We start from the raw sequence: 26044 nt of genomic DNA on the forward strand, positions 1-26044 counted from the left end.
CCGTGTAGTTAATGACGAAACGTTTAGAGTGGCTCGCGCACGCCGAGGCCGTGCATGAAGCGCTCGCGGATCTGCACGGGGTCACGCCTTGTGGTGCCGACGCCCGGCTTGTCGTCGATGCGGACCGCGATCAGGCTCGGCTCGGAGGCCGACATGGCCTCCTCGACCAGGCGCTCGAAATCCTCCTCGTCCGCGGCCCAGGCGCTGTTGGCAAGGCCCGAGCCCGTGGCAATGGCGACGATGTCGGCGACGCCAGCGGCCGGCGTCGGCTGCGCGCCGGTGATCTGGTAGATGCCGTTGTCCATCACGATCATGATCAGGTTCTTCGGCTTCAACGCCGCGATCGTCGAGAGCGCGCCGAGCTGCATCAGGAGCGAGCCGTCGCCCTCGAGCGCGAAGACGCGGCGGTCGGGCTGCGCCAGCGCCACGCCGAGCGCGATCGGGAAGGCGAGGCCCATGCTGCCGAGCATGTAGAAGTTCTGCGGGCGGTGGCCAGCGGCCCAGAGGTCGAAATTGGTGTTGCCGATGCCGCCGATCACGGCTTCCTCGTGCTGGAGCTTTGCGATCAGGCGCGAGGTGATATCGAAGCGGTTCATCACCTTGGTATTGCCAGTATTCATCGCCGGCCTCACTGGTCAAAAACCTTGCCGCCCGTGAGCAGCGGGTTGAGGATCAGGGCCACCGGCGCCTGCGTGGTGACGGCCTGCTTGATCGAGCGGTCGGCAATGAATTCAAGCTCGTCGAGCCGAGTGATGGTGTGGTGCTCCAATGCCAGCGAATCCAGCACCGGGCGCATGGTGCGGCAGACCAGCGACTGGCCGTAGTTGAACTCGCCGAGCGTGCCGCGCTCCGAGACGAACATGATCAGCGGGATCTGGTAGGGCACCGCGAGCGAAGCGAGAACGTTGGCGAGCGTGGCAAAGCCCGAGGTCTGCATCAGCACTGCGCCGCGCCGTCCGCCCATCCAGGCGCCGGAGACGATGCCGACGGCCTCTTCCTCGCGTGCCGTGGCGAAGGTGGTGAAGAAGGGATTGGCGTGCAAATTCTTGATCAGCGGCGTCAGCACGCGGTCAGGCACGTAGGGGATCAGGCTGATCTCGTTCCGCTTCAGGGTCTGCAGGACGATGCCATGCCAGCTTCTGTCGCTTGTCCCCTGTGCCTGCTGTTCCGCAATCGCCATTGCGTTCTCCCCTCGGCCGCGTGTGCTTCTTGGTTCTTGCCGTCGCGGCGATCCGTCGAACTTGACGCAGGCCGCGGGATTGTCAACATGTCCGGGCCGGCACCGTGATCTGCGCCAGACGGCCTGCCGTGGCCGGCGGCGCCATGGCATAAGCCGTCATAACCAGAAAACGGGAGGGGCACGGACGGGCGCGCATCGCGCTGACCTTGCGGATCTCCCACGAGAGAGCCGGAAGGGTCCTGATGTCCGTCAACAGCAAGCGCGTCTTCTACGTCAAATACCTGGCCAATCCGATTTATATCGACATCCTGAAGGCGCGGCCCGACGTCCGGCTCGATCGTATCGAGAACGAAAGCCCCGAGGACTTTTACGCACCGATCCTGAGCGCGGCCCATGTCTACCAGGTCGGCGCCGCCCGCGATGAGCTCGCTCCGCATTTCCATGTCGATGCCGCCTTCCTGAAGCGCACGCCGAATTTGCTGCTCGTCTCCAGCAACGGTGCCGGCTTCGACCCGGTCGACGTCGAGGCCTGCACGGCCGCCGGCGTCGTGGTCGTCAACCAGTCCGGCGGCAACGCCCATTCGGTCGCCGAGCATGCGCTGGCGATGATGCTGACGCTGTCCAAGCGTATCATCCAGTCGGACCGCCGGCTGCGCCGCGAGCGCGACGTCAACCGCAATGAGCTCGTCGGCAACGAGGTCGAGCACAAGACCGTCGGCATCATCGGCCTCGGCAATGTCGGCCGCCGCATCGCCGCCCTCTGCAACGGCCTGCTCGGCATGAAGGTGCTGGCCTATGATCCGTATCTCACCGCCGAGGTGATGGCGGAGCGGGGCGGCGAGAAGGTCGAGCTCGACGAGCTGCTGCGCCGCTCTGATTTCGTCTCGATCTCCTGCCCGCTGAACAAGGGCAGCCGCAACATGATCAGCGTGCGCGAGTTCGCACTGATGCAGCCGCATGCCTATTTCATCACCACGGCGCGCGGCTTCATCCACGACGAGGACGCGCTGCTGCAGGCGCTGCGCGACAAGCGCATCGCCGGTGCCGGCCTCGACGTCTGGTCCAAGGAGCCGCCGCCGCCGGAGCATCCGCTGCTCCAGCTCGACAATGTGCTGGCGAGCCCGCACACGGCCGGCGTCACGATCGAGGCGCGCCAGAACATGGGCCGCATCGCCGCCGAGCAGGTGCTGGAGACGCTCGACGGCAAGCGCCCGCCGCGCATCATCAATCCGGAGGTCTGGCCGCACTATGCCGAACGCTTCAAGCAGGCTTTTGGCGTGACGCCGGGGTAGGGGCGGCGCGAAGGCTATTGCGCGCCGGCCATTGGTTACCGCGAGGGAAATACAGAGGGGCGCATCTTATCGATGTCGTGAATGAACGTGTATGACTTGTCCTGTAGATCAGGGAGCATGAGCATACTTTCGATTGCGACATCCGGACTTTCCGCGGCAAGTTTGCGCGTGAACGTGGCCGCGAGCAATATCGCCAACATCAGCACGACCGGCCCGCTGCCAGCGTCAGGCGGATCGGGCACATCGGCCGGTGCGGGCAGTTCGAGCATTGCTCCGACGTTTCCCGCCGCCTATGTGCCGCTGCGGGTCGATCAGGTCTCCCAATCGAGCGGCTCGACGCCGGGCGGCACGGTCGCGACCGTGTCGGCGGTTTCGCCGAGCTATACCGCGCAATCCGACCCGAGCGCTCCCTTCGCAAACCAGGACGGCCTGATCGCCGCGCCGAATGTCGATCTCGCCAATGAGTTCGCCCAGCTGGCGGTCGCAAAGTACAGCTTCATTGCCAATGCGAAGGTCATTCAAGCCTACGCCGAGACGGAAGACACACTCCTGGATATCAAGACGTGACGGCTGATGCCGGCCCTGTCTTGCCGGCATCCCTCCCGTTGGCCTCCACCGGCATAACGCCGGGGTAGGGCGTCTACACCAGCTTTGCGCCGAGCTGCCGGAACACGGCCTCGCAGGTCATGAGGTCGAGATGACCGCCGCCGGCGTTCTTGAAAAACGTGATGTCTGACGGTGACGTTCGCCCCTGCACGCGGCCGCCAGCGAGGTCGTAGAGGTCGCCGAGGACATCCGCCTCGCTGATCGCACCGCTTGCGATCGGCTGCAGGATGTCGCCGACGCCATGGAAGGCGGATTCCCGCCGGTCCACGAAGACGCGCGAGCGCTTGGCGGCCTCGTCGTCAGCCTCGCGGGTTTGCGGCGTGTAGCCGCCGACGAGGTCCAGATGCGTGCCCGGCCGCAAATTGCGGCCCTTGATCAACGGCTGATGCGCGCGGGTGCAGGTGGTGATGATGTCGGCCTCGCGCGTCGCGGCGTCGAGGTCCGTGACCGTCTCCGCCTTCACGCCGTCGGCCGCCAGGCGCCTGGCGAGATCATCTGCCCGGTCCGGGCTTCGATTCCAGACCAGCACGCGTTGCAGCGACGTCCGCACGGTGCGATGGCCCCGGATCAGCCACTCGGACATCTCGCCGGCGCCGACGCAAAGAAGGGTCTCGGGATTGGGCGGGGCGAGCAGTTTCGTGCCCAGCGCGGAGTCCGCCGCGGTGCGCCAGTGCGTGATTTCGGTGCCGTCCATCGCCGCCAGCGGCCGCCCATTGGTGCCGTCGAACAGCACGCACACGGCCTGTACCGCCGGCATCTTGCCTTCGGCCAGATTGGCCGGAAAGCTGGTGAACATCTTGCTGGCCATGTAACGGCCGGGATCGACCGCGCTGCGGATGACGTATTGCCCTTTCTCGTCGCCAAGGAAGGCGTCAAGAACCTCCATCTTCGGCCGGCGATGCGCTTCCTCCAGGACTGCGATGAGGATCGGAAACGTCAGAACTTTCGTGACTTCGGTATCGGAGACAAAGTGCAAGGCAAAATCCTCATGGCGATCGGCACTTGCCCATAAACCCGCCCGTTGGGTTCCGCAACGAATCTTCGGTCAGAACTGCCCGGTCTTGATCCGCGTCAAAATCTCCTTCCCCCGTCCGGCCTAAATGGGATTAGAGTGCTGCCGGGGGGCGCAGGAGGTCCCATGTCTACTTTTGTCGTCAAGTTCATGAAGGACGTGCTTGGCGAGTACGGCCGGCAATGCGAGGTCTGTCAGGGCACGCTCGAGATCGACGCCGCCGACGAGGACGAGGCTAGGGAACAGGCGAAGGCGAGGTTCTGCAAGGACCAGGCGTTGCATCACTGGTCGCTGCATGCCGACCGCATTCATGTGAGACCGGCCGACTTTCCGTCATGAGGTCTACCGGCCCGGCACCGTGACCGGGGGCGCCGTCGTTCCCGCGCCGAGCGACCGCTGCACCATGACAGTGTCGGACCAGCGGCCGTGGCGATAGGCGACGCCGCCGAGCAGGCCGGCGCGCGCGAAGCCGAACTTCTCGTGCAGCGCCAGCGAGGGCGCATTGTCGGCGTCGATATAGCCTATCATCTGGCGAAAGCCGGCCGCCGCGCAGGCATCGATCAATTCCTGGAGCAGAAGCCGTCCGACCCCGCGGCCGAGATGCGCGTGGTGGACGTAGATCGAATGCTTGGCCGTATAGCGATAGGCCGGGCGCTTGCGGAACAGGACGGCATAGGCATAGCCGACGACCTCGCCGCGATAGGTCGCGACCAGATGCGGCAGGCGGGTCTGTTTCAGATTCTTGCGGCGGTCGCGCAAGTCATCAGGCTCCGGCGCACCGGTTCCCTCGACATCGCGCGGCACGCCATTGCGGACGTGATGGCGGTAGATCGCCAGCATCGCCTCGACATCGCTCTCGCGTGACGGCCTGACCAGGACGGGTTCGTCACTCGCGCGCGCGGCTGTTTCGTTCATCGGCACCTACTCGGCAACGACGTAAGTGTAGAGCCCGATGCGCCCCTGAGCATCGATCTCCTTGTAGACGCCCTGGATCTCGACGTCGAAGCCCGGGAAGGTGTTGAAGCAGGTCTCGAACATCTTGAGATAATCCACCATCGGCTTGGCCCGTTCCGTCAGCCGCTCGCCGGGCACGATGGTGGCGATGCCGGGCGGATAGACCACGAAGGGCGTGGTGGCGATGCGGCCCGCGATCGCCTCGATCGGAAGGTAGTCGACGTCGTTGCGGAACAGATAGCGCGCGGCATCGCGGGGCGACATCGCGATCTCGGGCATGTGCTCGGGCGTGAACTGCCGGGCCTGGAGCGCGCTGACGTCGGCGGCGCGGAAGAAGCGGTGCATGTCGCCGCAGAGGTCGCGCAGGCGCACACCGGCATAGCGCGTCTGCCGCCGCTGATAAAATTCCGGGATCGCGTCGGCCAGCAGCGCATTGTCGTCATGCAGCCTCTTGAACGCGACGAGGCCGGAGATCAGCGTGCCGGCCTTGCTTGCCTCGACGCCGGGGGTGAGCAGGAAGAGCAGGGAGTTGAGGTCGTTCTTCTCAGCGACGATGCGGTTCTCGCGCAGATATTGCGCGACGACCGGCGCGGGAATGCCGTGCTCGGCATAGGCGCCGGTGGCGCGGTCGAATCCGGGCGTGAGCAAGGTCAGCTTGTTCGGATCGGTCATGGCAAAGCCTTCCGCGAGATCGGGAAAGCCGTGCCAGTTGGTATCAGGAGAGAGCTGCCACAGCGCGGGATTGGTCGCGAGCTCGTCGGTGGAGAGGGTCTCCCAGGCGACGTTATGCGCCGTGCCGGGGCGGCTGACATCGGCAATGGCGACGCGATCGGGAACGAAGGGCTCGAAGAACCAGCGGCGATCCGGATTTTGCTCCTTCTCCTCGAACTCCCGGCGCATCGCACGGACCTTCTTGCGCAGCTCGATGCCAAGGCGGATCGTGTCGTCCCACAGCACTTCGCCGGAGCGGCCCTTCATCATCTGCGCGCCGACGTCGAGCGAGGCGAACAGCGGGTAGAAGGGCGAGGTCGAGGCGTGCTGCATGAAGCTTTCGTTGAAGCGGCGGTGCTCGACGCGCCGCTTCTGGCCGCGGATGTGGCGGTCCTTGATGTGGATCTGGGAGGCCTGCGAAAAGCTCGCGAGCTGCTTGTGGGTCGACTGTGTCGCGATGATGCCCGGGGCTTCCGGAGAGAGATTGGCAAGTCCCATGGCGAAGCGGCCGGCATAGAGCGGGTGGAATTTCATGAAGCCGGCCCAGGCCTCGTCGAACAGGATGTAGTCGCAGAGATGGCCGATGCGCTTGATGATCATCTCGGCACTGTGGATCGAGCCGTCATAGGTGCACTGCTCGACCACGGCGACGCGGAACGGCCGCTCCTGGCGCCAGGCGTCGCGGTCCTTCACGAGGGGATGGTTTCGGATCGCCTCGCGCAGAGCTCTTTCGTCCATCATGTCCCAGCGCATCGGCCCGATCAGGCCCCAGGCGTTGCGGACGGTCGGGACATAGACCGGGATGCCGCCATTGATCATCAGCGCGCCGTGATGGGCGGCCTTGTGGTTGTTGCGGTCGAACAGCACGAGATCGCCGTCGGTGACGAGGGCGCCGAGCGCGACCTTGTTCGAGGTCGAGGTGCCGTTGAGCACGAAATAGGTCTTTTCCGCGCCGAAGATCGCCGCTGCTTCCTTCTGCGCCTTCAGCGCCGGGCCCTCATGGGTGAGGAGGTCGCCGAGGTCGAGCACGGAATTGTCGAGATCGTCGCGGAACACGGATTCGCCGAGGTGCTCGACGAACACGCGCCCGATCGGGCTGCGATTGTAGAACACGCCGCCATTGTGACCCGGGCAGGTCCAGAGCTGGTTGCCTTCCTCGGCATAGTCGACGAGGGCGCCGAAGAACGGCGTCTTCAGCGTCTCGGCATATTGCTTGAGACGGCTGATCAGGTTCTTGGCGATGAAGGGCGGCGTCTCCTCGGACAGGAAGACATAGCCGTCGATGAAGTCGAGCACCTCGACCGGCAGGTCCTCGAACCGCTTGCGCCGGATCAGGAGGATGATCGGGAAGTCGAGGCCGCGCCGGCGCATCAAATTGATCAGCGCCGAGGTCTTGCCCTCCAGCCCCTTCTTGCCCCAGTCCACCACCATGCAGCCGATCGCGGCATCGGTCTGCACCGCCATCTCGGCGTCCTCCAGCTTGCGAGCCCGGACCACCTCGAAGCCGGAGCGCTGGATCTCCTCGATGATCTGATTGAAGCGGACGCCCTCGAGGTCGTCGGCGTCGAACATGGGTGCTGCGAACAGGAAGTTGAAGCGCTTGAAATAGTCCATGGTGCGTCCCGAATGTGCCAGGGACACAGCTCTCGGCACATTCGATGACAGTTGGATGACAGTAAGGCCCGATCGCCTCCGCGCATTCGCGAAGGGAGAGGGCGGTTACCGCTTCGCTTCGCCGAACACCACGGTCGGCACCGCGCGGTTGACCACCTCGCGCAGCGCGAAGCTCGATTGCACCCGCGCGACGCGCGGCAGGCGCGACAGCTCGGTGCGGTGAATGCGCTCGAAATCCTGGATGTCGCGGGCGAGCACGATCAGGATGTAATCGTCGGTGCCCGACATCAGGAAGCAGCGCACGACGGAGGGGCACTTCCCCACTTCCGCCTCGAACGCCTTCAGCGCCTCGTCGCTCTGGCTCTCCAGCGCGATGCGCACCAGCACGGTCGTGGTGAGGCCGAACTGCGTCAGGTCGAGCGCGGCCTGGTAGGCCTGGATGTAGCCGTCGTCCTCCAGCGCCTTCTGCCGCCGCGCCAGCGCGGTACTCGACAGCCCGACCTTGTTGGCGAGCTCGGTGTGGCTGGCCCGCGCGTTGGTCGTGAGTTCCGCGAGGATGGCGAGGTCTTTCCGGTCCAGGGCCAAAGTTTTGTTTCCAGCGTGAAAGGATGTTTGCGCGCCGGAAACCGGCGCGGCCGCAGCCAAACTACCGGATATTTGCACGAAACCAAACCGGCCCTCTCGCTACGATCAACAATGGAATCAATTTGTTGGCGAAGGAGCGGAAGATGCACGTCGGTGTTCCCAGTGAGATCAAGGTGCAGGAATATCGCGTCGGGCTGACGCCGGGCGCGGTCCGTGAATATGTCGCCGCCGGGCACCAGGTGACGGTCGAGACCGGCGCCGGCAGCGGCATTGGCGCGTCCGACGAGGTCTATCGGCGGGCAGGGGCTGCGATCGCCGACAGCGCCCGCGATATCTTCGCCAAATCCGACATGATCGTGAAGGTGAAGGAGCCGCAGCGAAGCGAATGGGCTCAGCTCCGTGAAAGCCAGATCCTGTTTACTTACCTCCATCTTGCGCCGGATCCCGAACAGGCCAAGGGCCTGCTCGCCTCCGGCTGCACCGCGATCGCCTATGAAACCGTCACCGACGCGGCCGGCCACCTCCCCCTGCTCGCGCCGATGAGCGAAGTCGCCGGCCGCCTCGCCATCGAGGCAGCCGGCGCTGCGCTCAAGCGGTCGGCCGGCGGCCGTGGTCTGTTGCTTGGCGGCGTTCCCGGCGTGCAGCCGGCGCGCGTCGTGGTGCTCGGCGGCGGCGTGGTGGGAACGCAGGCCGCGCGCATGGCCGCGGGCCTTGGCGCCGAGGTCACCGTGATCGATCGCTCCATACCCCGGCTTCGGCAGCTCGATGATCTCTTTATGGGACGCGTGCGGACGCGCTTTTCGACGATCGAGTCGGTCGAGGAGGAGGTGTTCGCCGCCGACGTCGTGATCGGCGCGGTGCTGGTGCCGGGCGCTAGTGCGCCGAAGCTGGTCACGCGCGCGATGCTCAAATCGATGCGCCCCGGCGCGGTGCTGGTCGATGTCGCAATCGACCAGGGCGGCTGCTTCGAGACCTCGCACCCGACCACGCACGCGGAGCCGACCTACGAGGTCGACGGCGTCGTGCATTACTGCGTCGCTAACATGCCGGGCGCGGTGCCGGTGACCTCGAGCCAGGCGCTGAACAATGCGACGCTGCCGTTTGGTCTGATGCTCGCAAACAAGGGCTTTGCCGCCGTGCTGGAGAACCCGCATCTGCGCAACGGGCTGAACGTCCATCGCGGCCGTATCACCAACAAGGCGGTGGCGGAGAGTCTGGGGCTGGAGTTTGCTCCGGTGGGGAGCGGACTGGCGGCGTAGGGCGCGGTCTATGCTCGCTCGCGCGAAGCGGTGCTTTCTTCCTTCTCCCCTTGCTTGCGGGAGAAGGTGGCGCGATCAGCGTGGCGCGATTAACCGATCACGACCTAAGGCCAATGACGCAATCCGGCGGCGTTATCTGGCCCTGTAGCCCGCACCGCCAGTGTCCAAATAGGCCGGAAGAAGAAAACTATTGCCGCGGCATCGTCGGGAGGAAGGAGTTTCCCCTTACGAGGGTAAAAATGCCAATCGCTTCCATTGCTGTTTGAGGCCGAAACGACGACATTTCTGCCAGAAATTGATGGATCGGCAGCTATGGAACGCACCGCATTTGAGCCCTTTGGCGAGCAGCTGGTGTCCGCAACGGACGCCCAGCCGAAATCGCGCGCCTCAAAGCTCCTGCTGCGGGCCGGCACGACGCTGTTCTGGTCGCTGGTGGCGGGCATCGTGCTCGCGCGTGCGGCCTTCTTCGAGCCGGGCATCTATGACGGCTTCAGCCGCGTCGCCTCGCTGGCGAAAAGCCTGATCTTCTGAGCCGTTTATTCCGGGCTGAGGATAGAACTTCCCTCGGCCCTGATATGTCGAAAACATATTTCCCAATCGGGGCGCGCTGCGTATAAATCCTTCTCCTCCGGGAGAGATTTGTGTCGCAGAATCAAGCATCCAGCCCGGCCGATTCCAAGCCGGCCACCGCCGTCAGCCGCATTGCGGCGCTGATTCCGGGCATTCTCCTCTGCATTCTCGTTGCCGGTGTGTCGGCCCTGCTGGAACGGGCGGAACTGGGCGTGTTCCAGCATCCCTATATCGAGGCGCTGGTAATGGCGATCCTGCTCGGCATGGCCGTGCGCAGCTTCTGGAAGCCGGCCCCGCGCTGGCAGGCCGGCATCGCCTTCAGCGCCAAGCAGCTGCTCGAAGTCGCGGTGATGCTGCTCGGGGCCTCCATCAGCTTCGCCGCGATCGCGGCTTCAGGCATTGCGCTGCTCGCCTCCGTTGCCGCGGTCGTTGTGGTCGCGCTCTGCGTCTCCTTCGGCCTCAGCCGGCTGCTCGGCCTGCCGACACGGCTGTCGATCCTGATCGCCTGCGGCAACTCGATCTGCGGCAATTCCGCGATCGCCGCCGTGGCGCCGATCATCGGCGCCACCAACGACGAGATTGCGTCCTCGATCTCCTTCACCGCGATCCTCGGCGTGATGATGGTACTGGGCCTGCCGCTGCTGATCCCGTTGCTGCAGCTGTCCGCCACACAATACGGCATCCTCGCCGGTCTCACCGTTTACGCGGTGCCACAGGTGCTTGCGGCGACCGTCCCGGCAGGCCTCGTCTCGACGCAGATCGGCACGCTGGTGAAGCTGATGCGCGTCTTGATGCTGGGGCCGGTCGTCGTCAGCCTGTCGCTGGTCGCCTCGCGCTGGCAGGCCGATGCCAAGAAGACCAGCGTCGGTTTCTTCCGCCTGGTCCCCTGGTTCATTCTCGGCTTCCTTGCGCTCGCGACCCTGCGGTCGCTCGAGATCGTGCCGGCCACGGTGGTTGGCCCGGTGACGAAGATCACGAGCTTTCTCACGGTGGTGTCGATGGCAGCGCTGGGCCTTGGCGTCGATGTGCGCGTGCTCGCCAATGTCGGCGGCCGGGTGACGGCAGCCGTGACGCTGTCGCTGATGCTGCTGCTCGGCATCAGCATCGCGCTGGTGCACTGGTTCAAGTGAGGGACGCGCTCTCTGGACTTCCCCCGCCAGACGTTTATTGGTTTTCGCCAATGTGATCGGCTGCGGCTGATCCCTGGAAACAGCGAGGACGCCGGCCATGACGACACTGTCCGTTAAAGACCTTCTCCCCGAGGATGGAGCGAAGGGAACGCTGGTCGGCCGAGTCTGGCTGCCGCAGGTGAACGGTCCGGCCGTTGTCGCCGTGCGCGGCGACGGCGTGTTCGACGTCACCGCGAAATTCCCGACCATCAGCGCGCTGTGCGAGGAGGACAATCCCGCCAAGGCGCTGGCTGCAACCAAGGGCGAGCGCATCGGCGATCTCGAAGCCATTGTCGCCAACACCGCGCCCGACGGTCGTGATCCCAAGAAGCCGTGGTTGCTCGCGCCCGTCGATCTCCAGACGCTGAAAGCCGCCGGCGTCACCTTCGCAATCTCGATGCTGGAGCGCGTCATCGAGGAACGGGCCAAGGGCAATCCGGCCTCGGCCGAAGCGATCCGCAAAGAGGTGACGCGGCTGATCGGCGACGATTTGTCAAAGCTCAAGCCGGGCTCGGACCAGGCGATGCACCTGAAGCAGGTGCTGATCGACCAGAACGCCTGGAGCCAGTATCTCGAGGTCGGCATCGGCCCGGACGCCGAGGTCTTCACCAAGGCGCCGACCATGTCCTCGGTCGGCACCGGCATGGATGCCGGCCTGCATCCGAAATCGACCTGGAACAATCCCGAGCCCGAGCTCGTGCTGTTCGTCTCGAGCCGCGGCAAGATCGTCGGCGGCGCGCTGGGCAACGACGTCAACCTGCGCGACTTCGAGGGCCGTTCGGCGCTGCTGCTGTCGAAGGCCAAGGACAACAACGCATCCTGCGCGATCGGTCCGCTGCTGCGGCTGTTCGACGACAGCTTCACGCTCGACGATGCGCGCAAGCTGGACATCAGCCTGAACGTGACGGGCACGGACGGCTTCGTCCTCGACGGCCATTCCTCGATCAGCAAGATCAGCCGCGATCCGACCGATCTCGTGGCGCAGACGATCGGCAAGATCCATCAATACCCCGATGGCTTCGTTCTCTTCCTCGGCACCATGTTCGCCCCCGTGAAGGATCGCGACGCGCCGGGACAGGGGTTCACCCACAAGCGCGACGACATCGTCACCATCTCGGCGCCCCAGCTCGGCAAGCTCGTCAACCGCATGCGCGCCAGCGACGAGTGCGAGCCCTGGACGTTCGGCATCGGCGCGCTGATGAAGAATCTGGCGCAGCGGAAGCTGATTTAGCTTCTTCGCCTCTCCCCGCTCGCGGGGAGAGGCCGGAGTTTGCGAAGGCAAATTCCGGGTGAGGGGGACTCTCCACGAGACGCCTTGCCCGATATACGCAGAACTCTCTCCACGCCGTCATTGCGAGCGCAGCGAAGCAATCCAGAGTCCCTCCGCGGAAAGATCTCTGGATTGCTTCGCTGCGCTCGCAATGACGAGGAGGAGAGGTTGCGCCTCTATCTGTCATTGTCCCTGCGGTCCCAACCGTCGCATATTCCCTTCATCTCCCCGTTGCATCGCCGGAACAAAATCGCGCTTGGCGTGTCATAGAACCGCCCGTCGTCGGCGACGTGCGTTTTCCTCCAAATAGTCAAATAATATGACTAGTCGGAACCCATCTTCCATGAAATAGTCCCTCCCGCCGCCCCAGAGGCCGGCCTGTGGGTGCCATGCTACCAATCTGCGCCACGGATAAACATCTTGGGAGACACGCCTGATGACCCCTAAAGCCCTCTCTGCGGCCAGCGCCATGGCCGCCTTGCTGCTCGCGCTGCCGGCCAGTGCCGGCCAGCTCACGATCGGCTTTTCGCAGATCGGATCGGAATCCGGCTGGCGCGCGGCCGAGACGTCGGTCTCCAAGCAGGAGGCCACCAAGCGCCAGGTCAATCTCAAGATCGCCGACGCCCAGCAGAAGCAGGAGAACCAGATCAAGGCGATCCGCTCCTTCATCGCGCAGAACGTCGATGCGATCTTCCTCGCCCCCGTGGTCTCGACCGGCTGGGATTCGGTGCTGAAGGAAGCCAAGGAGGCAAAGATCCCGGTCGTGCTGCTCGACCGCGACATCGATCCTTCCGGTAAGGAGCTCTATCTCACCGCCGTCACCTCCGACAGCGTGCATGAAGGCGAGGTCGCCGGCGACTGGCTGGCGAAGACGGTCGGAACTAAGGCCTGCAACATCGTCGAATTGCAGGGCACGGTCGGCGCCAGCGTCGCTGCCAACCGCAAGAAGGGCTTTGACACTGCGATCGCCAAACATCCGAACCTGAAGGTGGTGCGCAGCCAGACCGGCGATTTCACCCGCGCCAAGGGCAAGGAGGTGATGGAGAGCTTCATCAAGGCCGAAGGTGGCGGCAAGTCGATCTGCGCGGTCTATGCCCACAACGACGACATGATGGTCGGCGCGATCCAGGCGATGAAGGAAGCCGGCCTCAAGCCCGGCAAGGAGATTCTCACCGTCTCGATCGACGCGGTACCCGACATCTTCAAGGCGATGGCCGCCGGCGAAGCCAACGCCACCGTCGAACTGACGCCGAACATGGCCGGCCCCGCGCTCGATGCCATCGCGGCCTTCAAGGACAAGGGCACGGTGCCGCCGAAATGGATCCAGACCGAGTCGAAGCTCTATACCGCTGCCGACGATCCGCAGAAGATCTACGACAGCAAGAAGGGCCTCGGTTACTGAGGCGGGCTTCGCCGGACCGCGCCTTGCGGTCCGGCACCCCCTTCGAAACCGCTGCGCGAACGAATAGGCTTGGTGTCCGCATCATTTGCGGGCGCCGGTGGGAGTGACGTCGGGATGGAAAACAGCCTTGATCCTGCTCTGCCGCTGCTGGAGGTGCGCGGGATCAGCAAGAGCTTTGGCGCCGTCCGTGCGTTGCAGGAGGTCGACTTCACGCTGCGCGCGGGCGAGATCCATGCTCTGCTCGGCGAGAACGGCGCCGGCAAGTCCACGCTGATCAAGGTCGTCACCGGCGTGTTCGCTCGCGATGCCGGCATTGTCAGGCTCGGCGGCGAAGAGGTCGCGCCGCGCTCGGCCAAGGCTGCGCTCCAGGCCGGCATCGCCACCGTCTATCAGGAGGTCAATCTGCTGCCGAACCTGTCGGTGGCGCAGAACCTGTTCCTCGACCGCCAGCCGATGCGCTTCGGCATCGTGCGCGAGGGTGAGATGCGCCGTCGCGCCACGGCGCTGCTTGCGGATTTCGGCCTCGACATCGACGTCGCCGCACCGCTCGGCAACTATTCCGTCGCCATCCAGCACGTCACCGCGATTGCGCGAGCCGTGGATCTCTCCGCCCGCGTGCTGATCCTGGACGAGCCGACCGCGAGCCTCGACCGCCATGAGGTCGAGATTCTCTTCGGCATCATGCGCAAGCTCGCAGGGCGCGGCATCGGCATCGTCTTCGTCAGCCACTTCCTCGACCAGGTCTACGAGATCTCCGACCGCATCACGGCCTTGCGCAACGGCCGCCTCGTCGGCGAACGCGAGACCGCCTCGCTGCCGCGGCTCGAACTGATCCGAATGATGCTCGGCCGCGAGCTCGCGGAAACCACCAGCGCGCGGGCGGCGACGCGCGAGCATCAGGCCCGCGAGGTCTGTGCGAGCTTCGAGAACTACGGCAAGGCCGGCTATGTCGCGCCCTTCAGTCTCGAGCTCCGCCATGGCGAGGTCGTCGGCCTTGCCGGGCTGCTCGGCTCAGGCCGCACCGAAACGGCGCGGCTGGTGTTCGGCGCCGAGCGCGCCGATCGCGGGCAGGCGAGGGTGGAGGGCGCAGCCGTCCGGTTGCAGTCGCCGCGCGACGGCGTCCGCCACGGTTTTGGCTATTGCCCGGAGGAGCGCAAGACCGACGGCATTGTCGCCGAGCTCAGCGTGCGCGAGAACATCGTGCTCGCGCTGCAGGCCAAGCGCGGCCTGCATCGGCCATTGTCGCGCCGCGAGCAGGACGAGATCGCGCGCCGCTACATCAAGATGCTCGACATCCGTCCGCCCGATCCGGAGCGTCCCGTCGGCCTGCTCTCCGGCGGCAACCAGCAAAAGGTGCTGCTGGCGCGCTGGCTTGCGACCTCGCCGCGGCTTCTGGTGCTGGACGAGCCGACCCGCGGCATCGACGTCGGCGCGCATGCCGAAATCATCCGCCTGATCCGCGAGCTCTGCGATGACGGGCTTTCGCTGCTCGTGATCTCCTCCGAGCTCGATGAGATCGTGACCTATTCCGACCGCGTCGTTGTGCTGCGCGATCGCGCCCATGTCGAGGAACTCGCGGGCGAGGCGATCGACGTCGGCAATATTCTCGCCGCCATCGCAGCCGATGGCGGCGGCGCAGCGCACGAGGGCCACGCATGACAGCGCTGCTGCCGCGCCGCGGCCTCGCCCAGATCCTGGCGCTGATCGTCATCCTCGCGGTCGATCGCCTGGTGTCGCCGCAATTCTTCGACCTGCGCCTCCAGGACGGCCGGCTGTTCGGCAGCCTGATCGACGTGCTCAACCGCGGCACGCCGGTGGCGCTGCTCTCACTCGGCATGGTGCTGGTGATCGCGACGCGCGGCATCGACCTCTCGGTCGGCGCGGTCATGGCGATCTGCGGCGCGATCGCGGCGAGCCTCGCTGACAGTCACGGGCTCCCGATCGTGCTGGCGGCCGCGCTCGGCGCCGGCCTCGTCTGCGGCCTGTGGAACGGCTTTCTCGTCGCCGTGCTCGGCATGCAGCCGATTGTGGCGACGCTGATCCTGATGGTGGCGGGGCGCGGTATCGCCCAGCTCATCACCGAGGGGCGCATCGTGACGTTCTCCTCGCCGGATCTGGTCTGGCTCGGCAATGGCTCGGTGCTCGGCCTGCCGGTGCCGGTCGTGATTGCCCTGGGTATGCTACTCCTCACCGGCGCGGTGGTGCGCGGCTCGGCGCTCGGGCTCCTGATCGAGGCGACCGGCGGCAATGCGCGCGCGAGCGAGCTCGCAGGCGTCGGGACGCGCGCCATGATCCTTTCGGTCTATGTCTGGTGCGGCGTCTGCGCCGCGCTCGCCGGCGTGATCGCCGCGGCCGACATCATGGGTGCGGACGCCAACAATTCCGGCCTCTGGCTCGAGCTCGATGCGATCCTCGCCGTGGTGATCGGCGGCACCTCGCTGTTCGGCGGCCGCTTCAGTCTCGTCCTCGCCGTGCTGGGTGCGCTGATCATCCAGACCATGAACACCGGCATTTTGCTGTCGGGCTATCCGCCGGAGTTCAACCTGCTGGTCAAGGCGGTGGTGGTGCTCGCGGTGCTGCTGCTGCAATCGCCGAAATTCTCTGGTCTCGCCGGGATCGCCGCGCGGCTGCGGAGGACCAAAGCATGAAAGGCCTGCCGCCCGTCCTGATCACGGCCATCGTGCTCGTCGCGGGCTTTGCGCTCTGCGCCATGCAATTCCCCAACATCGCCTCCACCCGCGTGGTCGGCAATCTTCTCACCGACAATGCCTTCCTCGGCATCGTCGCGACCGGCATGACCTTCGTCATCATCTCCGGCGGCATCGACCTCTCGGTCGGCTCGGTGATCGGATTCACCACCGTCTTCGTCGCGCTGGCGATCGAGCGCTGGGGCGTGCCGCCGCTGGTCGCCTTCGTCGCCATCCTCGCTCTGTCGGCGGCCTTCGGCGCGGCGATGGGCGCGGTCATCCACGTCTTTGATTTGCCGCCCTTCATCGTCACGCTCGCAGGGATGTTCCTCGCCCGCGGCGCAAGCTTCCTGCTTTCGACGGAATCGGTGCCGATCACCGCGCCGATCTATTCCACCGTGTCGGACTTTGCCTTGCGCATGCCCGGCGGCGGACGATTGACGGCGATCGCAATCATCATGCTCGTGATCGTGATCGGCGGCGCCTTGCTGCTGCATCTGACGCGGTTCGGCGCCAACGTCTATGCGCTCGGCGGCAGCCGGACCACCGCGAGCCTGATGGGCGTTGCCGTTGGCAAGATGACGATCAAGATATACATGCTGTCGAGCCTGCTCGCGGGGATCGCCGGCATCGTCTTCTCCTTCTACACCAGCGCCGGCTATTCGCTCTCCGCGGTCGGCGTCGAGCTCGACAGCATCGCCGCCGTCGTGATCGGCGGCACGCTGCTCACGGGCGGGCAGGGCTCGGTGATCGGCACTTTCCTCGGCGTATTGATCCAGGGCCTGATCCAGACCTACATCAATTTCGACGGGACGCTGTCGAGCTGGTGGACCAAGATCGCGACCGGCGTGCTACTGTTCGCCTTCATCGCGCTTCAGCAGGGGCTGGTCGCGCTGGCGCGCCGGCCAGTGGCGAAACGTGTGGGAGCGGCGTCATGACCTCGCGCATCGTCTTCATCCCGACCCGGCGGGCCCATTCCAACCATGCGGAAGTTGCCCGTTCGATCGGCGTCGACATCATCGCCGGCCACTATGCGGAAGGTACGCGCCTGCCGGGCGATGCCGAGATGATCGCGATGTTCGGCGTGTCGCGGCCGGTGCTGCGCGAGAGCGTGAAGACGCTGGTTGCCAAAGGCCTGCTCACCACCAAGGCGCGGGTCGGCACCGTCGTGCGCGAGCGCGGCGCCTGGAACATGTTCGACGCGGATGTGCTGGCCTGGCACCTCGACGCCGGCATCGACAAGCGTTTCCTCAACGACCTCGCCGAGATACGTCTCGCGGTCGAGCCGCGCGCGGCGATGCTCGCCGCAGTACAGCGGTCCGAGGAGGACGTCGCCGAGCTCCGCCGCTGCATGGATCGCATGCGGCATGAAGCCTCCGACTCGGTCGGGTTTGCCGATGCTGATCTCGCGCTTCACGTTGGCGTGGCGCGCGCCTCCGGCAATCTGTTCATGCGCTCGATCGGGCATGTCATCGAGGCGGCGTTGCGCGCCTCGTTCCTGCTCAGCGCCCCGGTCGAGCCGGAGGACCGCGACACCGTGCTGCTCTGGCACCAGAAGATCGTCGATGCCATCGCCGCGGGTGACGCGGATGCAGCGTCCGAGGCCATGGTCTACGTCATTCACAACGGCATGCGCCGCCACGAGGGCACGGTGATCGAGACCGCCCCGGCCGAGCCGCTGCCGTCAGCGGATACTGGAGAACAAGCGTGACAGACCTTCGCATCGCCATCGTCGGCTTCGGCAAGATCGCGCGCGACCAGCATGTGGGCGCGATCGCGGCGACACCGGGCGCAACGCTCGCGGCCGTTGCCAGCCGCAACGCTTCGCTGCCGGCGCTGCCGCATTTCGCCACCATCGAGGAGCTGCTGGAAAAAGGTCCGCCGATCGACGCCGTCTCGCTCTGCACACCGCCGCAGGTGCGCCGCGCCCAGGCCGCCACCGCGCTCGCCGCCGGCAAGCACGTCATGCTGGAGAAGCCGCCGGGCACCGGCGTTGCCGAGCTCGATCCGCTGATCGCGATGGCGACCGATGCCGGGCGAACGCTGTTTGCGACCTGGCATTCGCGCCATGCACCGGCGGTCGAGCCGGCCCGCGAGTGGCTGGCGAGCCGCCGGATCAAATCCGTGCACATCAACTGGAAGGAAGACGTCCGCGTCTGGCATCCGGGCCAGGCCTGGATCTGGGAACCCGGTGGCCTCGGCGTGTTCGATCCCGGCATCAACGCTCTTTCGATCCTGACCCGCATCCTGCCGCAGCCCGTGTTCGTCACCGCGGCCGAGCTCGCCTTTCCCGCCAATTGCCAGGGGCCGATCGCCGCGAACCTGAACCTGACTGACATCAACGGCCTGCCCATCACCGCCGAATTCGACTTCCGGCAGACCGGCCCGCAGAGCTGGGATATCGTCGCGGAAACCGATCAGGGCCGGATGACATTGTCTGACGGCGGCCGGCGGATGGCCGTCGACGGCAAGGCCATTGCCGAGGCACCCGATCAGGAATATCGCGAGCTGTACCAGCGCTTCGTCAAGCTGGCCGCATCAGGCGCGAGCGACGTCGATCTGGCGCCGCTGCGTCTCGTCGCCGACGCTTTTCTGCTCGGCAAGCGCACGATCGTCGAACCGTTTGTGGACTGAACATGGCCGGCTCAAGGAAAATAGAAAGAGACGTCTTCGGAACACTGCCAGACGGCCGCAAGGTCGAGCGCATCGTGCTGCGCGGCCAGGGCAGCTTCGAGGCTCGCATCGTCACCCATGGCGCGGTGATCCAGGCGCTGATCGCGCCTGACGGCAAAGGCGGCTACGACGACGTCGTGCTCGGCCATGACGGCTTCGCCGGCTATCTCGCCGAACGTAAATTTCTCGGCGCCACCGTCGGTCGTTACGCCAACCGCATCGCCAAAGGACAGTTCTCGCTTGATGGCGAGACGGTGCAGCTTCCCGTTAACAACGGCCCGAACGCGCTGCACGGCGGCCTCGACGGTTTTGATCGCAAGCTCTGGGACATTGCCGAAATCGACGAGGGCGCCGAGCCCGCGGTGACGCTCGCTTACACCAGCCCACATGGCGAGGAGAATTATCCAGGCAAGCTCGACGTCCGCCTGACCTATCGCATCACCGGCCCGACCGAGCTGTCGCTGATGATGGAAGCGCGAACCGACCGGCCGACCATCGTCAACCTCACCAACCACAGCTTCTTCAACCTCGAAGGCGCCACGTCAGGCACGCCGATCCTTGACCACAAACTCACGGTCGCCGCCGAGCATTTCCTCGCCATCGATCCCACTGCCATTCCGCTACCGGAGCCGCCGCGCAGCGTTGCCGGCACGCCGTTCGACTTCCGCGAACCGCATCCCGTCGGGGAGCGCATCCGCGAGAGTGACCAACAATTGCGAAACGGCAGAGGCTACGACCACACCTATTGTCTCGGGCGTGACGGCATGCTCGCGCTCGCTGCGCGGCTGGAGGCACCGCGCTCAGGGCGCATCATGGAGCTGCTCACCAATCAGCCCGGGCTCCAGGTCTATTCCGGCAACTATCTCGACGGCACGATCTCGGGTAAGGGCGGCAAGCTGATCCGGCAATCGGACGCCATGTGCCTGGAGCCTCACATCTGGCCCGACGCACCGAACCGGCCGGACTTTCCGAGCCCGCGCCTCGATCCCGGCCAGGTCTATCGGCATCACACCGTCTATCGCTTTGGAGTGAGGACGTCATGATGGAACAGGTGCCGACGTCAGTTCTGTCCGCCGAGCAATGCCATCTTGGCGAGGGGCCGACCTATGATGCGACCACCGACACGGCCTGGTGGTTCGACATTCGCGAGGGCAAGCTGTTCGAGGCGCAGCTCGGCAGCGGCTCTGTCCGCATCCACGCGCTCGGCCGGATGGCGAGCGCGCTCGGGCGCATCGATGCCGAGCGGCAGCTCGTTGTCGCCGAAGACGGGCTCTACATCCGCAAGCTCGCCGACGGCGCGATGACGCTGTTCTGTCCGCTCGAGGCGGACAATCCGGCGACGCGCTCAAACGATTGCCGCGTGCATCAATCCGGCACGTTCTGGATCGGCACCATGGGCAAGAAAGCCGAGCCGAAGGCGGGCGCGATCTATGCGCTCCATCGCGGCAAGATCTCGACGCTGTTTCCAGGCATCAGCATTCCCAATTCGATCTGCTTCTCGCCGGATGGTGCCACAGGCTATTTCACCGACACCCCGCGCGCGGTGCTCTACGCCGTGCCGCTCAACCCGGCGACCGGCCTGGCGCGCGGCGAGCCGGAGGTGCTGCTGCGCCACAGCGGCATCGGCGGCCTCGACGGCTCGGTGTGCGACGCCGACGGGCAGATCTGGAATGCATGCTGGGGCGCGAGCCGTATCGACGTCTACTCGCCGCAAGGCGAGCGCCTGCGCTCACTCAGCGTGCCGGCAAAGCAGGCGAGCTGCCCCGCCTTCGTCGGCCCCGACCTGTCGCGCCTGCTCGTCACCTCCGCATGGCAGGACATGGACGCGGCGGCGCGCGCCGCCGATCCGCAAGCCGGCTGCACTTTTCTGCTCGAAGCCTCCGCGCGCGGTCGCGCGGAGCCCGACGTCAAGCTCGCATAGGAGACCCCAGGCAACCGACCTTCGTTCTCGACGACACGAAAAACAGTCTGACACCCAAAGGGAGTGAAACATGCTGAAACTGAAGACGACCGTCCTCGCGCTTGCTCTCGCAAGCGCCGCTACGCTGATCGCGGGCGTGCCTGCCTCCGCCCAGGACAAGGCGACCGTCGGCATCGCCATGCCGACGAAGTCGTCGGCACGCTGGATCGACGACGGCAACAACATGGTCAAGGTGCTGAAAGAGCGCGGCTACAACACCGACCTGCAATACGCCGAGGACGACATTCCGAACCAGCTCTCGCAGGTCGAGAACATGGTGACCAAGGGCGCCAAGGCGCTGGTGATCGCCGCGATCGACGGCACCACGCTGTCCGACGTGCTCAAGCAGGCGAAGGCAAAAGGCATCACCGTGATCGCCTATGACCGCCTGATCCGCGGCACGCCGAATGTCGACTATTACGCGACCTTCGACAATTTCCAGGTCGGCGTGCTCCAGGCGGAGTCGCTCGTGCAGGGGCTCGGCCTCAAGGACGGCAAGGGTCCCTTCAACATCGAGCTGTTCGGCGGCTCGCCCGACGACAACAACGCCTACTTCTTCTACAACGGCGCGATGAGCGTGCTGAAGCCCTATATCGACAGCGGCAAGCTCGTCGTCGTGTCCGGCCAGATGGGCATGGACAAGGTCGCGACGCTGCGCTGGGACGGCGCCACCGCCCAGGCCCGCATGGACAATCTGCTCAGCGCCTACTACGGCAACAAGAAGGTCAATGCGGTGCTGTCGCCCTATGACGGCCTCTCGATCGGCATCATCTCCTCGCTGAAGGGCGTCGGCTACGGCAGTGCCGACCAGCCGATGCCTGTCATCTCGGGCCAGGATGCCGAGGTGCCCTCGATCAAGGCGATGCTGCGCGGCGACCAGTACTCGACCATCTTCAAGGACACCCGCGACCTCGCCAAGGTGACCGCCGACATGGTCGACGCCGCGCTCGCCGGCAAGCAGGTCACGGTGAACGACACCAAGACCTATGAGAACGGCGTCAAGACCGTGCCGTCCTATCTGCTCAAGCCGGTCGTGGTCTACAAGGACAATTGGGAGAAGACCCTGGTCGACAGCGGCTACTACAAGAAGTCGCAGTTCCAGTAAGCTTCTTTCTTCTCCCTCTCCCCGTTCTTACGGGGAGAGGGTCGGGGTGAGGGGCCGCCTCCACACGGGCAGTTGCCCTCGCGGAGACTCCCCCTCACCCGGAATTCAAGCTGCGCTCGAATTCCGGCCTCTCCCCGCAGGCGGGGAGAGGCGAAGTAACGCAAGGGACACCAAAGCCAATGACCGCCATGCTGGAAATGCGCAACGTCAGCAAGAGCTTTGCCGGTGTGCAGGCGCTGCGCGACGTCAACTTCTCGGTTCGCGCCGGGCAGATCCACGCCCTCGTCGGCGAGAACGGCGCCGGCAAGTCCACGCTGATGAAGGTGCTGAGCGGGGTCTATCCGCACGGCAGCTACGAGGGCACCATCGTCTTCGATGGCGAGGAACGCCGCTTCCGCGACATCAACGATTCCGAGGCGCTCGGCATCATCATCATCCATCAGGAGCTGGCGCTGATCCCCTTGATGTCGATCGCGGAAAACATTTTTCTGTCGCATCCGCCGTCGAAGTTCGGCGTGATCGATCGCGACGAGGTGTACCGGCGCACGCGCGAGCTGCTGGCGCAGGTCGGCCTGAAGGAATCGCCGGATACGCTGATCACCGATCTCGGCGTCGGCAAGCAGCAGCTCGTGGAAATCGCGAAAGCACTGTCCAAGCGCGTGCGGATGCTGATCCTGGACGAGCCGACCGCGAGCCTGAATGAAGCCGACAGCGCCGCGCTGCTCGAACGCCTGATGGCGTTCCGCGAGCAGGGCATCGGCTCGATCCTGATCTCGCACAAGCTCAACGAGGTCGCCAAGGTCGCCGACCACATTACCGTGCTGCGCGACGGCCGCACCGTCGACAGCATCGACTGCCATGCCGAGCCGATCCAGGAAGATCGCATCATCCGCAGCATGGTGAACCGCGATATGGCTCACCGTTTCCCGGAGCGAAGCGTGACGATCGGCGAGCCCGTGCTCGACGTCGCGAACTGGTCGGTCTATCACCCCATTCATCCCGAGCGGCAGGTGATCAAGAACATCAATTTCGGCGTCAGGCGCGGCGAGGTCGTCGGCATTGCCGGGCTGATGGGGGCAGGCCGCACCGAGTTCGCCATGAGCCTGTTCGGCCGCTCCTGGGGCACCAATATCAGCGGCCATATCCGGCTCGAGGGCCGTGAGATCGTCCTGCCGAGCGTCGCCGCGGCGATCGACGCAGGGCTTGCCTATGTCACCGAGGACCGCAAGCAGCTCGGTCTGATCCTTGCCGACGACGTCCGCAAGAACATCACGCTGGCGAGCCTCGACCAGGTCGCGCCCGGGCGGGTGATCGACGACATCGCCGAGCTGAAGGTCGCCAGCGACTATCGCAACCGCATGCGCATCCGCTGCTCCGACGTCTACCAGGAAACCGGCCAGCTCTCCGGCGGCAACCAGCAGAAGGTGGTGCTGTCGAAATGGCTGATGACCGACCCCAAGGTCCTCATCCTGGACGAGCCGACAAGGGGCATCGACGTCGGTGCCAAATACGAGATTTACTGTATCATCAACGAGCTTGCGGAGGCCGGGCGCGGCGTCGTGGTGATCTCCTCGGAGATGCCCGAGCTGCTCGGCATCTGCGACCGCATCTGCGTCATGAACGACGGCGCCTTCGTCGGGGAATTCAAAGGCGCTGAGGCGACGCAGGAAAAGATTATGCGCGCCATCATGCGCAACCAGAGAAGCAACGGAAACGGCGTGCCTGAGGCCGCGGAGATGGGAGGATTGCAGCCATGACCGACAAGACGGTTTCGCTGCCCGAGGAGCGCCGGCACGGCAGCTTCATCAAAAACAATTTGCGCAATTACGGCATGCTGATGTCGCTGATCGCGATCATGCTGTTCTTCCAGGTCATGACCGGCGGCACCCTGCTGCAGCCGCTCAACCTGACCAATCTGGTGCTCCAGAACAGCTACATCGTTATCATGGCGCTGGGCATGTTGCTGGTGATCGTCACCGGCCATATCGACCTCTCGGTCGGCTCGGTCGCGGGTTTCGTCGGCGCCGTCGCCGCGCTTCTCATGGTGACCTACAAGGTCGACTACACGCTCGCTTTCATCATCTGCCTTGCGGTCGGCGCAGCGATCGGCGCGGCGCAGGGCTATTGGGTGGCCTATTTCAAGATCCCGTCCTTCATCGTGACGCTGGCAGGCATGCTGGTATTCAAGGGCCTCGCGCTTGCGGTGTTGCAGGGCCAGTCGCTCGGACCGTTCCCGCCGACGTTCCAGAAGCTGTCGTCGGGCTTCATTCCGGAGTTGCTGTCCGAGGCCGGCACGCTGCATCCGACATCAATGCTGATCGGCGCTCTGCTCGCGCTCGGCCTCGTCTATGCCAGCGCCAAGGGCAGGTCGCGCGAGCAGTCGCACGGCATCGAGGTCGAGCCCTACGCGTTCTTCCTCGGCAAGAGCATTTTGCTCGCCTGCGCCGTGCTCTATTTCACCTATCTGATTGCCTCGCATCGCGGCCTACCCAACGTGCTGGTGATCATGACTGCGTTGATCGCGCTCTACGGCTTCGTCACCCGCCGCACCGTGATCGGCCGGCAGATCTACGCGGTCGGCGGCAACGCCAAGGCGGCAAGCCTGTCGGGCATCAAGACCGAGCGGCTGACATTCCTCACCTTCGTCAACATGGGCGTGCTCGCCGCGCTCGCCGGCCTTGTCTTCGCCGCGCGCCTCAACACCGCGACGCCTAAGGCCGGCCTCGGCTTCGAGCTCGACGTCATCGCGGCCTGCTTCATCGGCGGCGCCTCGGCCTATGGCGGTGTCGGGCGCGTCGGCGGCGCCGTGGTCGGCGCCATGATCATGGGCGTGATGAACAACGGCATGTCCATCCTCGGCATCGGCATCGACTACCAGCAGGTCATCAAGGGCCTTGTGCTGCTGGGTGCGGTGTGCATCGACGTGTATAACCAGCGGCGGTAGGTGGCCTCGTAGGGTGGGTTAACCTCCCGGCTGCGCGAGCGCAGTCCGCCAGGCGTAACCCACCACTTTTGTATCCGTGGAAAGTGAAGTGGTGGGTTACGCCCTGCAGATGCGCTTCGCGCATTTGCAGGGCTAACCCACCCTACGATTATTGCGTCGTGAACAACACCGTCGCGATCGCGACGGAGAGGCTCACCGCCGCTATGGTCGCGACCGTCGACAACACGCCCATGCGCCTGAGCGCAATCGCAAAGGCGATGATGATGGGGGTCGCGGTCATCAGCCCGATCTGTGCATCACTCATGTGATCTTCGCCACTCCTGGGAACCCTGAACCGGTTCGTACCGCGATCCGGCGGGCCGGACGTTGCGTCGGCGCAAACAAGGCGCCCGGCAATTCCCCAGTTTGTCCGGCGACAAACTCGGAACCGGGCGGCCGGGCTAAGTCTGGCCGGTGTCCTGATCCGGAAAGACGATGTCGACGGCCGAGTGCGAACAACAGGAAACCGGCTGGGGAATTCTGCAAGATCTCCCCGGCGATCCCATGATCTGGGTGCTGATCTTCAGCGAGCTCGTCGCCTTCGGCCTGTTCCTCGGCGCCTTCTCGGTCGCCCGCGCGATCCACCCCGCAGTGTTCGCGGCCGGGCAGGCAGCACTCGATTCGAATCTCGCCGGCCTCAACACCGTCGTGCTGGTGACCAGCGGCTGGGCGGCGGCAAGAGCGACGAAGGCCGCGCGTGCCGGAGAACGGCAGGTGGCGCGATACTGGATTCTCGGCGCGATGGCGCTCGGCGGTCTCTTCATCGCGATCAAGCTCGCCGAATATGCCGAAGAAATCGGGCGCGGCGTCGGGCTCGAAACCAGCCCGTTCTTCACGCTCTACTTCCTCCTCACCGGCTTTCATCTTCTGCATGTCGGCCTCGGCATCGTCATCCTCGCCGTGGTCTGCCGCCGTGCCGAAACATCCGGCGTCGAGACGGCAACGGCCTTCTGGCACATGGTCGATCTGGTCTGGATCGTCATGTTCCCGATTCTCTATCTGGTGAAATGAC

Annotated in this window: 26 protein-coding genes; 19 read left to right on the forward strand and 7 right to left on the reverse strand. The window is 65.2% G+C overall.

Features of this window, described 5'->3' with window-relative positions; translation table 11 throughout:
• Positions 1-23: 23 nt before the first annotated feature.
• The gene (locus GGD63_RS09720; protein WP_183241206.1) at positions 24-620 is read right to left on the reverse strand and encodes a thiamine pyrophosphate-dependent enzyme; all 597 of its coding nucleotides are present in this window, start codon (positions 618-620) and stop codon (positions 24-26) included.
• A gap of 8 nt (positions 621-628) precedes the next feature.
• Entirely contained in the window at positions 629-1180 is a 552-nt protein-coding gene (locus tag GGD63_RS09725; RefSeq protein WP_183241207.1) for a thiamine pyrophosphate-binding protein, read from the reverse strand.
• Between the two features lie 242 nt (positions 1181-1422).
• Here GGD63_RS09725 and GGD63_RS09730 point away from each other — a divergent pair, with 242 nt between their 5' ends.
• Complete coding sequence (locus GGD63_RS09730) at positions 1423-2472, forward strand: hydroxyacid dehydrogenase (RefSeq protein ID WP_183241209.1); 1050 nt, start codon at positions 1423-1425, stop codon at positions 2470-2472.
• Positions 2473-2589: 117 nt separating this feature from the next.
• Positions 2590-3039, forward strand: a complete 450-nt coding sequence (locus tag GGD63_RS09735; protein ID WP_183241211.1) for a flagellar basal body rod protein FlgC — start codon at positions 2590-2592, stop codon at positions 3037-3039.
• Positions 3040-3112: 73 nt separating this feature from the next.
• On the opposite strand, the gene GGD63_RS09740 is transcribed toward GGD63_RS09735, so the two are convergent.
• Positions 3113-4054 (reverse strand): ornithine cyclodeaminase family protein, encoded by a 942-nt coding sequence (locus GGD63_RS09740; protein WP_183241213.1) that lies wholly within the window; start codon positions 4052-4054, stop codon positions 3113-3115.
• A gap of 162 nt (positions 4055-4216) precedes the next feature.
• Between GGD63_RS09740 and GGD63_RS09745 the strand changes: the two genes are divergently transcribed.
• Positions 4217-4429 carry a hypothetical protein gene (locus GGD63_RS09745; protein ID WP_183241215.1) on the forward strand — a complete coding sequence of 71 codons (213 nt, stop codon included), beginning with the start codon at positions 4217-4219 and terminating at the stop codon, positions 4427-4429.
• Between the two features lie 3 nt (positions 4430-4432).
• Here the strand turns inward: GGD63_RS09745 and GGD63_RS09750 are convergent, their stop codons facing one another.
• The 3 genes from GGD63_RS09750 to GGD63_RS09760 all read right to left on the reverse strand — a co-directional run bounded on the left by GGD63_RS09750 (position 4433) and on the right by GGD63_RS09760 (position 7954).
• Entirely contained in the window at positions 4433-5005 is a 573-nt protein-coding gene (locus GGD63_RS09750; RefSeq protein WP_183241217.1) for a GNAT family N-acetyltransferase, read from the reverse strand.
• A 6-nt stretch (positions 5006-5011) separates the two neighbouring features.
• On the reverse strand, positions 5012-7369 hold the full coding sequence (locus tag GGD63_RS09755; RefSeq protein ID WP_183241219.1) for an Orn/Lys/Arg decarboxylase N-terminal domain-containing protein: 2358 nt from the start codon (positions 7367-7369) through the stop codon (positions 5012-5014).
• 105 nt (positions 7370-7474) lie between these two features.
• A complete protein-coding gene (locus GGD63_RS09760) occupies positions 7475-7954 on the reverse strand; it encodes an Lrp/AsnC family transcriptional regulator (RefSeq protein ID WP_183241221.1) in 480 nt (159 codons plus the stop codon).
• Between the two features lie 143 nt (positions 7955-8097).
• On the opposite strand from GGD63_RS09760, the gene ald reads away from it, so the two are divergent.
• From ald to mmsB, 15 genes are all read left to right on the forward strand, one after another.
• Positions 8098-9213 carry an alanine dehydrogenase gene (ald, locus tag GGD63_RS09765; RefSeq protein WP_183241223.1) on the forward strand — a complete coding sequence of 372 codons (1116 nt, stop codon included), beginning with the start codon at positions 8098-8100 and terminating at the stop codon, positions 9211-9213.
• A gap of 312 nt (positions 9214-9525) precedes the next feature.
• Positions 9526-9744, forward strand: a complete 219-nt coding sequence (locus GGD63_RS09770) for a hypothetical protein (RefSeq protein WP_018647704.1) — start codon at positions 9526-9528, stop codon at positions 9742-9744.
• A gap of 110 nt (positions 9745-9854) precedes the next feature.
• The gene (locus GGD63_RS09775) at positions 9855-10913 is read left to right on the forward strand and encodes a putative sulfate exporter family transporter (protein WP_183241224.1); all 1059 of its coding nucleotides are present in this window, start codon (positions 9855-9857) and stop codon (positions 10911-10913) included.
• 97 nt (positions 10914-11010) lie between these two features.
• Positions 11011-12183, forward strand: coding sequence for a fumarylacetoacetate hydrolase family protein (locus GGD63_RS09780; RefSeq protein WP_183241226.1), 1173 nt, complete (start codon positions 11011-11013; stop codon positions 12181-12183).
• 475 nt (positions 12184-12658) lie between these two features.
• Complete coding sequence (gene ytfQ / locus GGD63_RS09785) at positions 12659-13624, forward strand: galactofuranose ABC transporter, galactofuranose-binding protein YtfQ (RefSeq protein WP_183241227.1); 966 nt, start codon at positions 12659-12661, stop codon at positions 13622-13624.
• Positions 13625-13738: 114 nt separating this feature from the next.
• Positions 13739-15283 carry a sugar ABC transporter ATP-binding protein gene (locus tag GGD63_RS09790; RefSeq protein ID WP_183241229.1) on the forward strand — a complete coding sequence of 515 codons (1545 nt, stop codon included), beginning with the start codon at positions 13739-13741 and terminating at the stop codon, positions 15281-15283.
• Positions 15280-16272 carry an ABC transporter permease gene (locus GGD63_RS09795; RefSeq protein WP_183241231.1) on the forward strand — a complete coding sequence of 331 codons (993 nt, stop codon included), beginning with the start codon at positions 15280-15282 and terminating at the stop codon, positions 16270-16272. Before GGD63_RS09790 ends, GGD63_RS09795 begins: the two co-directional genes overlap by 4 nt.
• Positions 16269-17249: a galactofuranose ABC transporter, permease protein YjfF gene (gene yjfF / locus GGD63_RS09800; protein WP_183241233.1), complete on the forward strand. Its 981-nt coding sequence runs from the start codon at positions 16269-16271 to the stop codon at positions 17247-17249. Before GGD63_RS09795 ends, yjfF begins: the two co-directional genes overlap by 4 nt.
• The gene (locus GGD63_RS09805; protein ID WP_183241235.1) at positions 17246-18022 is read left to right on the forward strand and encodes a FadR/GntR family transcriptional regulator; all 777 of its coding nucleotides are present in this window, start codon (positions 17246-17248) and stop codon (positions 18020-18022) included. Before yjfF ends, GGD63_RS09805 begins: the two co-directional genes overlap by 4 nt.
• Complete coding sequence (locus tag GGD63_RS09810; RefSeq protein WP_183241237.1) at positions 18019-18945, forward strand: Gfo/Idh/MocA family protein; 927 nt, start codon at positions 18019-18021, stop codon at positions 18943-18945. Before GGD63_RS09805 ends, GGD63_RS09810 begins: the two co-directional genes overlap by 4 nt.
• Before the next feature lie 2 nt (positions 18946-18947).
• Complete coding sequence (locus GGD63_RS09815; protein ID WP_183241238.1) at positions 18948-20027, forward strand: aldose epimerase family protein; 1080 nt, start codon at positions 18948-18950, stop codon at positions 20025-20027.
• A complete protein-coding gene (locus GGD63_RS09820) occupies positions 20027-20905 on the forward strand; it encodes an SMP-30/gluconolactonase/LRE family protein (protein WP_183241633.1) in 879 nt (292 codons plus the stop codon). Before GGD63_RS09815 ends, GGD63_RS09820 begins: the two co-directional genes overlap by 1 nt.
• A gap of 70 nt (positions 20906-20975) precedes the next feature.
• The gene (gene chvE / locus GGD63_RS09825; RefSeq protein ID WP_183241240.1) at positions 20976-22049 is read left to right on the forward strand and encodes a multiple monosaccharide ABC transporter substrate-binding protein; all 1074 of its coding nucleotides are present in this window, start codon (positions 20976-20978) and stop codon (positions 22047-22049) included.
• A 179-nt stretch (positions 22050-22228) separates the two neighbouring features.
• A complete protein-coding gene (gene mmsA, locus GGD63_RS09830; RefSeq protein WP_183241242.1) occupies positions 22229-23806 on the forward strand; it encodes a multiple monosaccharide ABC transporter ATP-binding protein in 1578 nt (525 codons plus the stop codon).
• Complete coding sequence (gene mmsB / locus GGD63_RS09835) at positions 23803-24993, forward strand: multiple monosaccharide ABC transporter permease (RefSeq protein ID WP_183241243.1); 1191 nt, start codon at positions 23803-23805, stop codon at positions 24991-24993. Before mmsA ends, mmsB begins: the two co-directional genes overlap by 4 nt.
• Positions 24994-25141: 148 nt before the next feature.
• On the opposite strand, the gene GGD63_RS09840 is transcribed toward mmsB, so the two are convergent.
• Positions 25142-25297 carry a hypothetical protein gene (locus GGD63_RS09840; protein ID WP_183241245.1) on the reverse strand — a complete coding sequence of 52 codons (156 nt, stop codon included), beginning with the start codon at positions 25295-25297 and terminating at the stop codon, positions 25142-25144.
• 170 nt (positions 25298-25467) lie between these two features.
• Between GGD63_RS09840 and GGD63_RS09845 the strand changes: the two genes are divergently transcribed.
• Positions 25468-26043, forward strand: coding sequence for a cytochrome c oxidase subunit 3 family protein (locus GGD63_RS09845; protein WP_183241247.1), 576 nt, complete (start codon positions 25468-25470; stop codon positions 26041-26043).
• Position 26044: the final 1 nt, after the last annotated feature.

Source organism: Bradyrhizobium sp. cir1 (assembly GCF_014198245.1).
In the GTDB taxonomy this organism is placed as follows: domain Bacteria; phylum Pseudomonadota; class Alphaproteobacteria; order Rhizobiales; family Xanthobacteraceae; genus Bradyrhizobium.

Bases quoted from the DNA above. Each gene is read 5' to 3' on its own strand.
- mmsA (WP_183241242.1), top strand. From the start codon at position 22,229: ATGACCGCCATGCTGGAAATGCGCAACGTCAGCAAGAGCTTTGCCGGT.
- ald (WP_183241223.1), top strand. From the start codon at position 8,098: ATGCACGTCGGTGTTCCCAGTGAGATCAAGGTGCAGGAATATCGCGTC.
- GGD63_RS09845 (WP_183241247.1), top strand. From the start codon at position 25,468: ATGTCGACGGCCGAGTGCGAACAACAGGAAACCGGCTGGGGAATTCTG.
- GGD63_RS09755 (WP_183241219.1), bottom strand. From the start codon at position 7,369: ATGGACTATTTCAAGCGCTTCAACTTCCTGTTCGCAGCACCCATGTTC.
- GGD63_RS09730 (WP_183241209.1), top strand. From the start codon at position 1,423: ATGTCCGTCAACAGCAAGCGCGTCTTCTACGTCAAATACCTGGCCAAT.
- GGD63_RS09820 (WP_183241633.1), top strand. From the start codon at position 20,027: ATGGAACAGGTGCCGACGTCAGTTCTGTCCGCCGAGCAATGCCATCTT.
- GGD63_RS09770 (WP_018647704.1), top strand. From the start codon at position 9,526: ATGGAACGCACCGCATTTGAGCCCTTTGGCGAGCAGCTGGTGTCCGCA.
- GGD63_RS09780 (WP_183241226.1), top strand. From the start codon at position 11,011: ATGACGACACTGTCCGTTAAAGACCTTCTCCCCGAGGATGGAGCGAAG.
- GGD63_RS09795 (WP_183241231.1), top strand. From the start codon at position 15,280: ATGACAGCGCTGCTGCCGCGCCGCGGCCTCGCCCAGATCCTGGCGCTG.
- GGD63_RS09725 (WP_183241207.1), bottom strand. From the start codon at position 1,180: ATGGCGATTGCGGAACAGCAGGCACAGGGGACAAGCGACAGAAGCTGG.
- GGD63_RS09790 (WP_183241229.1), top strand. From the start codon at position 13,739: ATGGAAAACAGCCTTGATCCTGCTCTGCCGCTGCTGGAGGTGCGCGGG.
- yjfF (WP_183241233.1), top strand. From the start codon at position 16,269: ATGAAAGGCCTGCCGCCCGTCCTGATCACGGCCATCGTGCTCGTCGCG.
- GGD63_RS09750 (WP_183241217.1), bottom strand. From the start codon at position 5,005: ATGAACGAAACAGCCGCGCGCGCGAGTGACGAACCCGTCCTGGTCAGG.
- ytfQ (WP_183241227.1), top strand. From the start codon at position 12,659: ATGACCCCTAAAGCCCTCTCTGCGGCCAGCGCCATGGCCGCCTTGCTG.
- GGD63_RS09720 (WP_183241206.1), bottom strand. From the start codon at position 620: ATGAATACTGGCAATACCAAGGTGATGAACCGCTTCGATATCACCTCG.
- chvE (WP_183241240.1), top strand. From the start codon at position 20,976: ATGCTGAAACTGAAGACGACCGTCCTCGCGCTTGCTCTCGCAAGCGCC.
- GGD63_RS09805 (WP_183241235.1), top strand. From the start codon at position 17,246: ATGACCTCGCGCATCGTCTTCATCCCGACCCGGCGGGCCCATTCCAAC.
- GGD63_RS09815 (WP_183241238.1), top strand. From the start codon at position 18,948: ATGGCCGGCTCAAGGAAAATAGAAAGAGACGTCTTCGGAACACTGCCA.
- GGD63_RS09745 (WP_183241215.1), top strand. From the start codon at position 4,217: ATGTCTACTTTTGTCGTCAAGTTCATGAAGGACGTGCTTGGCGAGTAC.
- mmsB (WP_183241243.1), top strand. From the start codon at position 23,803: ATGACCGACAAGACGGTTTCGCTGCCCGAGGAGCGCCGGCACGGCAGC.
- GGD63_RS09840 (WP_183241245.1), bottom strand. From the start codon at position 25,297: ATGAGTGATGCACAGATCGGGCTGATGACCGCGACCCCCATCATCATC.
- GGD63_RS09735 (WP_183241211.1), top strand. From the start codon at position 2,590: ATGAGCATACTTTCGATTGCGACATCCGGACTTTCCGCGGCAAGTTTG.